This window comes from Sinorhizobium sp. NG07B, assembly GCF_002532005.1.
GTDB lineage: Bacteria > Pseudomonadota > Alphaproteobacteria > Rhizobiales > Rhizobiaceae > Sinorhizobium > Sinorhizobium fredii_C.
Map to the genome: position 1 here is coordinate 728,680 of NZ_NWTD01000003.1, position 12,174 is coordinate 740,853.

General features: G+C 62.0%; 13 protein-coding genes. 5 read left to right on the forward strand and 8 right to left on the reverse strand.

The window, feature by feature from the left end; genetic code table 11:
* The 6 genes from ugpC to CO664_RS13305 all read right to left on the reverse strand — a co-directional run bounded on the left by ugpC (position 1) and on the right by CO664_RS13305 (position 7,213).
* Positions 1–1,077, reverse strand: a complete 1,077-nt coding sequence (gene ugpC / locus CO664_RS13280; protein ID WP_097525875.1) for a sn-glycerol-3-phosphate ABC transporter ATP-binding protein UgpC — start codon at positions 1,075–1,077, stop codon at positions 1–3.
* Positions 1,078–3,000, reverse strand: a complete 1,923-nt coding sequence (locus tag CO664_RS13285; RefSeq protein WP_097539018.1) for a glycoside hydrolase family 127 protein — start codon at positions 2,998–3,000, stop codon at positions 1,078–1,080.
* A 17-nt stretch (positions 3,001–3,017) separates the two neighbouring features.
* The gene (locus CO664_RS13290) at positions 3,018–3,881 is read right to left on the reverse strand and encodes a carbohydrate ABC transporter permease (RefSeq protein ID WP_037419342.1); all 864 of its coding nucleotides are present in this window, start codon (positions 3,879–3,881) and stop codon (positions 3,018–3,020) included.
* Positions 3,878–4,795, reverse strand: a complete 918-nt coding sequence (locus CO664_RS13295) for a sugar ABC transporter permease (RefSeq protein WP_097525873.1) — start codon at positions 4,793–4,795, stop codon at positions 3,878–3,880. Before CO664_RS13295 ends, CO664_RS13290 begins: the two co-directional genes overlap by 4 nt.
* 65 nt (positions 4,796–4,860) lie before the next feature.
* Complete coding sequence (locus CO664_RS13300) at positions 4,861–6,096, reverse strand: sugar ABC transporter substrate-binding protein (RefSeq protein ID WP_097525872.1); 1,236 nt, start codon at positions 6,094–6,096, stop codon at positions 4,861–4,863.
* Between the two features lie 97 nt (positions 6,097–6,193).
* Positions 6,194–7,213, reverse strand: coding sequence for a LacI family DNA-binding transcriptional regulator (locus CO664_RS13305; protein WP_037419336.1), 1,020 nt, complete (start codon positions 7,211–7,213; stop codon positions 6,194–6,196).
* 315 nt (positions 7,214–7,528) lie between these two features.
* Between CO664_RS13305 and CO664_RS13310 the strand changes: the two genes are divergently transcribed.
* Positions 7,529–7,690, forward strand: coding sequence for a Thivi_2564 family membrane protein (locus tag CO664_RS13310; protein WP_018237148.1), 162 nt, complete (start codon positions 7,529–7,531; stop codon positions 7,688–7,690).
* A gap of 550 nt (positions 7,691–8,240) precedes the next feature.
* On the opposite strand, the gene CO664_RS13320 is transcribed toward CO664_RS13310, so the two are convergent.
* Positions 8,241–8,585: a hypothetical protein gene (locus CO664_RS13320; protein ID WP_097539019.1), complete on the reverse strand. Its 345-nt coding sequence runs from the start codon at positions 8,583–8,585 to the stop codon at positions 8,241–8,243.
* Positions 8,586–8,919: 334 nt separating this feature from the next.
* Positions 8,920–10,017: a DUF475 domain-containing protein gene (locus CO664_RS13325; protein ID WP_097539020.1), complete on the reverse strand. Its 1,098-nt coding sequence runs from the start codon at positions 10,015–10,017 to the stop codon at positions 8,920–8,922.
* Between the two features lie 413 nt (positions 10,018–10,430).
* On the opposite strand from CO664_RS13325, the gene CO664_RS13330 reads away from it, so the two are divergent.
* The 4 genes from CO664_RS13330 (at position 10,431) to CO664_RS13345 (ending at position 12,173) form a co-directional block, all read left to right on the forward strand.
* Positions 10,431–10,682 (forward strand): DUF982 domain-containing protein, encoded by a 252-nt coding sequence (locus CO664_RS13330; RefSeq protein ID WP_037419326.1) that lies wholly within the window; start codon positions 10,431–10,433, stop codon positions 10,680–10,682.
* A gap of 74 nt (positions 10,683–10,756) precedes the next feature.
* Positions 10,757–11,047: a DUF982 domain-containing protein gene (locus CO664_RS13335; protein ID WP_037419324.1), complete on the forward strand. Its 291-nt coding sequence runs from the start codon at positions 10,757–10,759 to the stop codon at positions 11,045–11,047.
* Positions 11,048–11,234: 187 nt separating this feature from the next.
* On the forward strand, positions 11,235–11,657 hold the full coding sequence (locus CO664_RS13340) for a low affinity iron permease family protein (protein WP_097539201.1): 423 nt from the start codon (positions 11,235–11,237) through the stop codon (positions 11,655–11,657).
* Positions 11,658–11,798: 141 nt separating this feature from the next.
* Positions 11,799–12,173 (forward strand): hypothetical protein, encoded by a 375-nt coding sequence (locus CO664_RS13345; RefSeq protein ID WP_097539021.1) that lies wholly within the window; start codon positions 11,799–11,801, stop codon positions 12,171–12,173.
* The last annotated feature ends 1 nt before the right edge of the window (position 12,174 follow it).

Genomic DNA, 12,174 nt, shown 5'->3' on the forward strand with positions numbered 1-12,174 from the left:
TCAGGCAATCCGCGCGCCGCTCGCATCGAAATACCGCCTGCGCTCGCGCGGCGCTGTCAGCCATACTGTCGATCCCGACGGAATGTCGTCGCTCTCCCGCAACTCCACAACGACATTCTGTCCGTCGCCGAGCCTGCAATAGACATAGCGCGTGCCACCAAGATATTCGGTGAATTCCACGGTCGCCTGCACGGCATCCGGTCCGCTGGCGACGATCCTAATATGTTCGGGCCGCATGCCGAAGACGATCCTATCGCCGGGTCGAAGTCCATCCAGGCGCGCGTCCATCTCGCAGGCGGCGAGCCGCATCTTTCCCGGGCCTCGCCATTCCGCGTCGAGCAGGTTCATGCGCGGCGAGCCGATGAAGCCGGCGACGAAGGTGTTGAGGGGATTCTCGTAGACATCGCGCGGCGCCCCCGTCTGCTCGATCCTGCCGTCCCGCAGGATGACGATCTGATCGGCAAGCGTCATCGCCTCGGTCTGATCATGCGTCACATAGATCATCGTGTTGCCGAGTTCGCGGTGCAGCCGCGCGATCTCCACACGCATCGAGACGCGCAGCTCGGCATCGAGATTGGAGAGCGGCTCGTCGAACAGGAAGACGTCCGGCTTGCGCACGATCGCCCGGCCGATCGCCACGCGCTGGCGCTGGCCGCCCGACAATTGTCCCGGCCGCCGGTCGAGCAGATGGTCGATCTTGAGGATCCCGGCCGCTTGCCCGACGCGCCGCTCTATTTCGGTACGCTCGGTACGGGCCATCTTCAGTCCGAATGCGAGATTGTCTCGCACACTCATATGCGGATAAAGCGCATAGGACTGAAAGACCATGGCAATGCCGCGCTCGGACGGATCGAGATCCGTCACGTCGCGACCCTTGATGGCGATTTCCCCGTCGGTCACCTCCTCGAGCCCGGCGATCATCCGCAACAGCGTCGATTTCCCGCAACCCGACGGGCCGACGAAGACGACGAAGTCTCCGTCCCTGATCGTCAGATCAATACCATGGACGACCTGCAGCGCACCGAAGCTCTTGCGCACGTCGCTGAGTGCCACACCGATCCTATCTCGTTCGGTCATCTAGGCGCCACGCTTCTCGGCTTGCAGCCAGACGAGCATTTCGCCGGGCGCGCGGTTGTCCCAGAGGTGGTAAGGCACCAGGCGCAGATTTGCCTGGTGCCTGGTCGGCGGTGTGGCGCGATACAGCGCCTTGCCCCAGTCCGTCGGGTCCTCGCGCTCGACCGGCAACTCCACGGCGATCGCATCTTCGAGGTCTTTCATGATCGACGTCTTCGTTTCAGGAAGGTCCTTCGGCACGACGATGGCACTGAGATTGCCGCCATTGTCGATCTCCTCGGCGCAATAGACCAGTGGCCCGCGCATCAGCGCGACACGGCCGGCATCCTGCCGAACTTTCGGATTGGCGTATTGCGGCCGAAGGGTCAGCGGCAGGTCGAGCGAAACCTCGTCGCCATCGGTCCACGTTCGCTCGATGCGGGCATAGCCGTCCAGCATCACGGCATCGAGATCGATGCGGCCGCCATTGACCGAAAGGCTGGCGCCATCCGCCCATTCCGGAATGCGCAAAGACAAGGCGAATTGCCGCGGCTGCTTGAGTTCGAGCCGGATCGAGACCTTACCGTCCCAGGGATAATTGGTGACTTGCCGCAACGTGACGCCAGAGCCGCCCAGTTCCAGCCGCGCGGTACTTTCCCCATAGAGATGAACGGCGATCTCGTCGGCCGCGACGCCATACATATAGGCACCCACCGAGGCGACGAGCCGGGCGATATTGGGCGGGCAGCAGGGGCAATTGTGCCACTTCCAACGATGATGCTTGCCGGTGCTTTCCAGCGGATTGTCATAGAAGAAGGTCTTGCCGTCCAGTGAAAGACCGGTCAGCGCGCCGTTGTAGAGCGCCTGTTCCATGATGTCGGCGAAGCGCCGGTTCGGGCCGCGCCCTAGCATACGGCTTGCCCAGAAGACCAGCGCGACCGAGGCGCAGGTCTCGGCATAGGCCGTGTCGTTCGGCAGGTCGTAATAGTCGGTGAAGCCTTCGTTCTTCGCCGACGGGCCGATCCCGCCCGTTACATACATCTGCTTGGTCGTCAGATCGTCCCACAATGTCTCGAGTGCTGTTGTGAGCGTGTCGTCCTTGTACTCCGTGGCGAGATCGGCCATGCCGGAATACATATACATGGCGCGAACCGCATGGCCGACGACCTTCTTCTGCCGGCGCGCGGGCTCGTGGGACTGGCTGTATTCGTAGGTCTTTTGGATATAGTCCTTGGGCGAACGGCCGTCGCGGATCGCCTCCTCCGTGAAGAAGTGCGGCTCCTGGCCGCGCTCATCGATGAAGAACTTCGAAAGCTCGAGATACTTCTTCTCGCCGGTGACGCGCGCCAGCTTGACAAGCGCAAGCTCGACTTCCTGATGGCCGCAATAGCCGGCGATCTGCCCCTCGCCATGGCCGAATTTGCCGATCATGTAGTCGGCAAAGCGGCACATGATGTCGAGCAGCTTGCGCTTGCCGGTCGCCTGGAAATAGGCGACCGCCGCTTCGATGAGATGACCGGCACAATAGAGCTCGTGATGGTCGCGCAGGTTCGTCCAGCGCCGCTCCGGCTGCACGCGCTGGAACCAGGAATTCAGATAGCCGTCCTTGTCCTGCAGTCGCTCATACATGTCGATGATCTCATCGGCTCTGGACTCCAGTTGCGGATTGGGCTTGCGGTAGAGCGAATAGGCAATGGTTTCGATCGACTTCGCCAGATCGCTGTCCCAGAACATCTGGGTCGTTCCGCCCCACGGCTGGATGGGGATGATGATCCCCGGTCCCGGGCGCCTCACGTCGAGCGCCTGCAACATCCCCGCCTCGACGCAACGGTCGAGCAGGATCTCGGCCGTGGCGTTGCAGACAGCGTCCTGCCACTTGCCCCAAAATCCCCCGACTTGCACATCCGGAACGGCCACGGGCCTGAACTGACGGTCCTTCTTGCTCATGATATCCCTTTCACTCGTCATTTGACCGCGCCGGCCATCAGCCCGCGCATGTAGTAGCGTTGCAACAGCAGGAAGACGATGAGACACGGCACCACCATGACGGCAACGCCGGCCTGGACTGCACCCCAGTTGATCGCTCCGAGGCGACCGGCGCGGACGGCCGTCATCAGCACCGGTAGCGTATAATTGTCATTGCTGGAGAGCAGCACGAGGGCCGCGAAGAACTCGTTCCAGGCATTGAGAAAGGCAAAGATCGACACCGTCGCGACGCCGGGCATGACAAGCGGCAACAGCACCCGCACCAGCAGCTTCAGGTCGCGCGCGCCGTCGATGCGGGCCGCCTCCTCGATCTCTTTCGGCACCGCATCGAAGGCGTTGCGCATCATGAAGACCGAGAACGGCAGTTGCAGCGTCACATAGACGAGCATCAGGCCGAACAGCGAATTGTTGAGTCCGAGCCGCGCCAGGATGATGAAAAGCGGCGTCAGGATCGACTGGAACGGGATCATCAGCGTCGCGATGATCAGGACGAAAAGCGCATTCTTCAAAGGAAAGCGGTAGCGGGAGAAGCCATAGCCGGCAAGCACGCTGATCGCGACGGTCAAGACCACCGTTCCAAGCGACACCACCAGCGAGTTCATCGTGTGCTGCCAGACGCCAGAGCCGAAGCCGTCGAGGATGCGATAAGCATCGAAGCTGATACCCGACAGCGGCCATGGCGGCAGCGGCGGCAGACCGGATTCGCTGTTCGGCCGGAACGATGCCAGGAAGCCGATGCCGAAAGGAGCCAGGAAGAAGAACGCCGTACCGATGCCGATCCCGTGATAGGCGACCCGGTCGCGCAGCGCCTTGCGGGCGCGGATTTCCCGGCGCGTCCTCATGGCCTCTCATCCCCCACCTTGAGCAGCCAGAGCTGGAAAATGCTGATGGTGACGAGAATGGCGAGGAGCGCGATCGACAGCGCCGCGCCATAGCCGAGATTGAAGGACACGAAGGACTGGTTGAAGATGTAGTAGACGACCGAGATCATGCGGTTCTGCGGGCCGCCGCTGGTCATGATATAGAACTGGTCGAAGGCGAGGATGGAGCCGGTGACCGACAGGATCAGCGCCAGCGCCATGGTCCGACGCATCAGCGGCAGCGTCAGGTAACGGAAGCGCTGCCACCGCCTCGCGCCGTCGATACGGGCCGCCTCCGTCAGCTCCGCCGGAATCGCCTGCAGCCCGGTGAGCAGGATGATCATAGTGAAGCCGGCGATCTTCCAGACGACCATGACGATGATGGTCAGGAATGCCGTATCGAAATCGGCCAGCAGATTGATGCGGCCACCGGTTAACCCGAGCCGCTGAATGAGCGGGGCGAAGAGGCCGCTGTCGACATTGGCAAGCCACACCCACAGCAGCGAGGCCGAGGCGAGCCCGACGACGACCGGCAGGAAGATGATCGTTCGATAGGCGGAAACCAGCGGCCGCGGCTTCTCGACGAACATCGCCAGCGGAAAGGCGACGGCGAAGATCGCGATGGTGACGATGATCGTATAGTGCGCCGTAAAGCCGAGCGCCGCCATGAAGCGCGCGTCGCTCACCATGCGGACATAGTTGCCGAAACCGATCCAGGCCGGCTTCCCGAGCAGCGGCCACTTGTGCAGGCTCATCCAGACGGTGAAGACCACCGGCAGGACAAAGAACACTGTCACCAGCGCCATCGCGGGTGCGATGTAGAGGAGGCCGCGCCAGCCGGACCGCTTCCTCTTGCGGTGATGCAGCGACGGAAATGCGATGCCCGACATCGTCATGCGTGTTTCTTCGATCCAGGTGCGGGTGCTGGAAAGGCAAAATTGCCCTCCCAGCGGTACGGGACTTATTGTCCGGCGTCGATGATCGACTGCATCTCGGATTGCGCATTCGAGAAGGCGCCGTCGACGTCGTCGCCATAGATCGCCGCATTGATGAAGGTTGCCCACGGGCCGTTCGATGAGTTGATCAGGTCGTTGAACTGCAGCGTGTAGGGCGTCTTTGCGACTGCGATCGCCTCGATGCCGACCTTGAGGCGCGGATCGAGCCCTTCGAGAACCTCACCGGCAATATCGCCGCGGGTCGGCAGGCTGCCGTATTTCGCCATGATTTTCTGGCCCTCCATCGAATAGGTATATTCGAGGAATTTCTTGACCGCTTCCAGCTTCGGCGTGCCCTTGGTGACGACGAAGTTGTCGCCGCCGGCAAAGGAAGACGGCTTGCCGTCGACGCCCGGGATCAGCGTGACGCCGAAGTCGATCTCCGGATGCTGGGTGACCAGCGTGCCGATGGCGAAGGCACCGATGCTCTGCTGGCCGATCTTGCCGTTCGTGAAGGTCAGGAAATTGACGCCGTTGTCGCTGGCGGAACCGGCGGGGACCGTGTCCTTGGCGACGAGGTTGCGATAAATGTCGACGGCCTTGCGCATTTCAGGCGTGTCGAGTGTCGCCTTTTTGCTGTCGGTCGAGAGGATGTCGGCGCCCGCCCCCCAGACGAGCGGCGTGAAGGTGAAGATCATGCAGCCGCCGCAGCCGCCTCCGGAGAAGTAGAAGCCATAGGTGTCGCCGCCGAGCGCGCGGATCTTCTCGGCATTGGCGGTGATCTCCTCCCAGGTTTTCGGCGCCTTTTCCGGATCGAGGCCTGCCTTGCGGTAGAGCTCCTTGTTCCAGGCGAAGATCGAGGTCTCGACCGAAAGCGGAAGGCCGTAGATCTTGTTCTCATAGGTGCCGAGCTTGACATGCGACGGCGACAGCGAATTGAAATAAGGAAGCGATTTCGCCCATTCGCTGAGGTCCTCGAGCTGCCCGGCGGCCGCAAAAGCCGGCGTATAGATGAGGTCGAGCGACAGCGCATCCGGCGCCTCGCCGCCGGCGATGGCGGTGGCATATTTCTGCACAAGTTCGGAAAAGGGAACTTCGGTGAGTTCCACCTTGTCCTCACCGGCAGCATTATAGGCCTTGACGACTTCCTTGAAGGAGTCGCCGATACCAGAGCGCACCCACATGCTGATCGTTTCGGCGGAAGCAACGGAGAGCCCCAGCCCGTAGGCAAGCGTCGTTGCGGCAAGTAATCTCTTCAACACTTTCCATTCCTCCTCTTGACCGGAGTCGCCTCAATGCAGGCCCCCTCCTCCTCGCTCAGTCGCACTCGGCCGGCGAGGCCTAACCAGGCGCGCTCATTCAGTTGGTCTGGGCGCCACCACAGGATTGCCGGACGACCAGCTTGCAGGGCAGCTTGCGCAAGCCCGGCTCGGCCGGGCGTCCTTCGGCAAGTGCAAGCACCATCAACCCGGCCTCCCTGCCGAGTTCCTTCAAGTTCATGTCGATTGTCGTCAGCGGCGGTCGGGTCTGTTCGGCCAGGATTTCCCAATTGTCGAAGCCGATGACGGAAACCTCCTCCGGCACCCGGACGCCACGCTCCCGAAGCGCATCGATGACGCCGCGGGCGATCTGGTCGTTGCCGCAGAAGATGCCGTCCGGCAGCACGCCGCCGGCACCCCACAGATCGGCAATCGCCTGGTGCCCCCAACTCTCCGACCAGACGCCATAGCGCACCGAGCCAGCCTCGCCCGCCTCGTTTATGAAGGCGGAGGCGCGCTCGCGTACGGAAACGAAATCCTCGGGGCCGGTGATATGCACCAGCCTGCGGCGACCGAGCTTCTTGAGCCAGGCCGTGGCGAGCGTCGCCCCCTGCGCGTCGTCGGCCGTGAATGTGACACTTTCCGGCGCTCCGGCGGTGAAGGCATAGATAACGGGCACCGGCAGGCCAGCGAGATCGACCGGGAGAGACCTGTCGATCCGCTTGCCTGTCGCGATGATGCCGTCCACCTGCTTGTCCAGCATGGCGTCGACATGGACCTTGCCGAGGACCGGATCGTCCTCGATGGCGCAGAGGAAGACCGAGACGCCGTGATCGACCAACGCCTCCGAAACGCCGGCCATGACCGGCAGGGTGAAGCGGCCATAGGTGTCGTTGGTCAGAAGCCCGATGGTGAACGACCGGCTCGAGAGCAGCCCCCGCGCCAATGCGTTCGGCCGGAAGCCTATTTCAGCGGCCATCCGCTTGATCCGCGCCCGCGTCTCGGCGGCCATGCGGCCATTGTCGTTCAGCGCCTTCGACACCGTCGAGACACTGACCCCGGCCACCCGCGCCAGATCGTGAATGGTCACGCGTCCGCCTCTGGCCCGCTGCGTCGTCAAATCAGCCTCCGCCTTAGATATAAAGGTGAGAAAACCTTTTCGCACGACAGATGTCAACGTGAGAAAACGTTTTCTCACTGCCGGCGTTTCTGGACATCTTCGAAGGTCGGAACGCAACACCAGCCGTGCCGCTTGGTCCGTTGCCGCCGACGTGCTCGAAAATTTTCGCGCCACGGCCGATCGAGACGCGCGAATTGAGCGCCGATCCTCCCTTGCACGCAAAGCGGCATCTGCAATCTGGCGGCTCAGGTCTTTCCTTCCGCTTCGGCTCCCATAGGTAAAGATTTGTAAGCAACGCAACGGGAGCGGAAATACATGTCCTTACTGATCAGTGTGCTTGTGACCTTCCTCGTCGTCATCCTGGTGCTCTACCTCGTTAACCGGTTGCCGCTGGACGGACGAACCAAGCAAATCGTCCAAGTGATCGTGATCATCATCGGCGTCCTGTCGCTGCTGCGGTATCTCGCGGTTTTCTAATGCAGCCGCGCCAATTGGCAGCAATGCCGATGCAGCCGTTCGTCAACGGCTCTCGCGTCGGGGAAAACAGGCAGTCGGGTTGCGAATCACCCCGTTCAAGGGTGATTATGGGCCGTGTTCACTGATCTCTGATTGCATAGCAGACTGGCCGCTCCAATAATCGAGTCGAGACCATCAACCCAGGATGGGTCTCCAGTATCGGAGGAATTCTTCAATGAACAGAAACGTGATCATCGGTATCATAGTGGTCGCGATCGTCATCCTCGCGGTAATCTTTCTGATGCCGGGTGGCACCGAACAGACCGCCGAGACGCCCCCGGCACCGGCCCCGACAGAACCGGCTCCCGCACCCGCGGCACCCGAACCCGCTCCCGCGCCGGCACCCGAACCCGCACCGACGACGCCGGCACCGGCGACACCAGAACCGACGACCCCGGCGCCCACCACGCCCGCGCCCGCTACGCCGCAATAGCGCTTCGGGCTATCGCGTAGGGAAGACCTCGCGCCCCCTGCCGGGCGCGAGTGTCTGAGACTGTCGCTCAGCAGTCCATCAGTCCGTCAAGGCGTGGATGCCGAGCATGTGGACGGCTTCCACCGCCGCCTCGGCTTTCGTGGGCGCCTCTCTTTCGACAGGGTAGTCTTCGATGCTGCCGCCCCGTCCCCATCGCGCGGCAAGACTCATCAGTTCTTCCTGCTCCTTCCGGAGCCGATGCCAGGCGAGAATATCGTCGGCATGGGCGGCATTCAGCCGCGGATCGTAGAAGCGGGTGATTTCTTCGCCGGCATCCCTGCGGGCGGCCTCCAACCGCTGCTTCAACGCGCTCGCCTCGTCCTTCAATTGGAAATAGCGGCGCATGACGGCAATCAGCGCAAGATCGTTCGGGCTGGCGTTCAACAGCGTTCCTCCGCGTCGTTTCCTGATAACCAAGCCTCCGGGAAGCGCGCCCGGCGTGCTCGGCCTTCCCCCGAAACTGTGACCCTTTTCCGGCAAAGAAAGGCATGAAGCGAAATTTCGCGCACGGCACTTCGATGGATGGCGGAGGACATCCGCGTCGCTCCGGCTGACCCGAAATGAGGAGGCAGCGCCGGCTTGCTCCACCTTTCGGCCTGTGCTGTAGAAGGGGCGCGCCGCTGCCGCATAATGGCTGCGGCGCTGCAGGCAATCAACCAAAACGGAACGGCCCGGCATGGGATTGCCGGGCCGTCCATCTCAAAAGTGGCGTTCGGAACTAGGCTCGAAGCCGCCCGTCCGGCTCGCCCGCCAAAGCCTCGCCTTGCGCCTGGCGTCTGTTGTGGCGAATCGACGACCAGAGCGAAAGGCCGATCAGGCCAGCGCCGCCAAGGCCGGTGATGACCTCGGGGATATGGATGAGGGTCTGGAAGTACATCACCACGGAGAGGATCAGGATCGCGTAGAAAGCGCCGTGTTCCAGATAGCGATATTCGCTGAGCGTTCCCTTTTCGACCAGCATCACCGTCATCGAGCGGACATACATGGCACCGATGCCGAGGCCGATGGCGATGATGAACAGGTTCTGTGTCAGGGCGAAGGCGCCGATGACGCCGTCAAAAGAGAAGCTCGCATCGAGCACTTCCAGATAGAGGAAGGCACCGAAGCCGCCGCGGGCGGCGGCGCTCATCGTCTGCTCCGTGGCATCCAGAAGGCCACCGACGATCTCGACGACGAGGAATGTCAGCAGGCCGTAGACCGCCGCATGCACGAAGGCGATCGCCTCTTCCCCCTCGAGCAAGGTCGAGAAACCGAGAATGAGGGCGAGCACGAAGGCGATCTCGATGCCCCTGATGGTCGCGAAGCGGGCCATCTTGCGCTCGATCCAGGCGATCCAGTGGACGTCCTTCTCATGGTCGAAGAAGTAGTTGAGGCCGACCATCATCAGGAACGTTCCGCCGAAAGCGGCGATCGGCAGATGCGCCTCATGCATGATGCGGGCATATTCCTCCGGCCGGGCCGCTGCGAGGATGACCGCGTCGATCGGCCCGATATTCGCCGCGATCACCACGATCAACAGCGGAAAGACGATGCGCATGCCGAAGACAGCGATGAGGATGCCCCAGGTGAGGAACCGCTGCTGCCAGACGGGTGTCATGTCCTTGAGCTTGTTGGCGTTGACGATCGCATTGTCGAAAGAGAGAGAGATTTCGAGAACAGCGAGGACGGTACAGACGAAGAAGACCGTCAGCATGCCGCTGAGCGTACCGGTCGATTGCCAACCGACCCAGGCGCCGAGAACCAGACCGGCGGCCGTGGTGAGAAAGGCCCACTTGAAATAGTTAAGTGCGGCCGACTGCGAGTGAGACTGTGTCATTGGCGACCCTCCCCTGCCCGCGACTTCGTCGCGTTTGCAACCGGGAGGTTGTTGGATAGAAAAGAACGCACGGCCGAACGGCCACATGCGTGGAGCATGAGTGGAGTTTTCATGGTAGCGTTATCCGCCGGCTGATTTGCTGGCGGTACCGACATCACGAGAGCGCCGTAATAACTCTCGCCAGAGGGGCCCGGCACCAATGTTCCTCCCGCGATCCGATGTCTGAGAGCGGGAGCGTTTCTTTACTTAGCGACATCGAGCTTGGCGTCAAGACGCAAGAGGCAGCAACCATCGGGTTCCCTGCGGCTTTCACACGCGCCGCTGTTGCGGCGACATCGCCGCCGCCAGGGAACCAAAGACCGGCTCCACCAGTTTGATTTCCATCGGCAAACCAGCGGGCGAGGCAAAGCGTCATGCACTGTTTCTGGTGGGACAAGACCGTCGAATTGGAGCTCGGCGGAACGGGTGGTTATCGGGCCGTGAAGAGTACGCGGGAGGCTGTCGAATGCCTGTCGTCGCGTTGGCCGCAAAACCACGGCCGGGCGCTGGCGGCCGCCAAGCGGACCTGTCTCCAAGCACTGGACGGCAAGATCGCGACCGAGAAAGCCCGCAAGGCCTTCATCAAGGCGGCGGAGGAAGCGCACATATCGATTCGCAGTCAATAGTGGCGCATATTCTGATGTAGTCGAAGCCCGCCTTCGCGAGAGCGCCGACACGCAGGGGGGCGAAAGGAGCGGCCATGATCGAGATCCCCTGGGAAAAACCCGTCAGCCTGAACATGCTGGACGGCAAGTGCCGCACCGTCGTTGGGCCGCTCGACGCAATAAAGTGTCTGCAAAGCGAGTGGCCGGTCCGCCACGGCGCCTATTACGGCTGCGCGGTGCGCACCTGCAATGCGGCGCTGAAGCATCGCAAAAGACCGGAGGAAGCTCGCGCCGCTTTCCTCGCCGCTTCCCGCGAAGCCTTCCTGACGATCGCCGCGCGCGCCGGCGTGGACCTCGCCGGCGATCCACATCGGCGGCTGGAGTGACCTGACCCGTCTTCATCCGCACCTCAAGGCGTTGCCAGCTTCCGACGGCGACATCGACCTCCGGGAACTCTTTTTTGGTTTCGGGCATTTACCGCGAGCCGACGAGAAGCGGATTTCCGCTTCCGGATTGGCCGGCTGCGGCCGGGACAATTCCGTGATTATCGCAATGAAAGGAACGGTCTCTCGGATGGCGAGCAACTTCAGCAGATTTTCAACAGCCGTCGCGGAATATTCCGGCAGGCCGGTCACCTTTGTGGTCGCAGTTGCAACGGTCGCGCTTTGGGGTCTCACCGGACCGCTTTTCGATTTCTCCGAGACATGGCAACTGATTATCAACACCGGGACGACGATCGTGACCTTTTTGATGGTCTTCGTTCTCCAGAATTCGCAGAATCGCGATGGCACGGCGCTCCAAGCGAAACTGGATGAGCTCATCCTGACGAGCGAGGCCGAGAACCGTTTCATCGGAATTGAAAAACTCGATGACGGGGAACTGAAGCGTCTTAGCGAACTCTTGAAGGAGCATGCGGCGAGCGAGGGCGATCAGGCGCTGCATCGGAAGATCACTAAGGCCGCCGACCGAAAGCCGAAGCGCGCCGGGATCCGATAGTCCGCGCCCTCGCCGGGTGGAACTAAAAACAACGCAGGGCCGTTTGCCTGCAGGCACAGAGGAAGCGCGAGTCAGAATTTGCCCGGTTGATGAGGTCTTCATCCCAACCCGGCTCGGAACCGCGACAAGGAGGATGAGCATATGCACGTTGTCGGCACACAGGTTATCCCGGAACAGGGCGGAAGGGCCGGTTTCACCGTTGAGTTCGTCGGAGAGGGCGGCGAGATCGTCTCCGTCTCCCTGCGCAACGACGCCGCCCGCAGCCTCAACCGCATGAATGCAGTGGAGCGCGCCAAAGAGGTGATGATGGAACTCGCCAACACCGCGACCGATGTCCTCGAGAATGGCGAAGGCCAAGCGGACCAGGCGAACATGCGCCGCAGTGCGCGTCACAACAAGGATACCGACGAGATGGAACGGCAACTCGACGAGGGGCTCGAGGACAGCTTCCCGGCGAGCGACCCCGTCTCGGTGACGGTTTCAACGATTCCGACAGACCGCGCGAAAAAGCACTAGC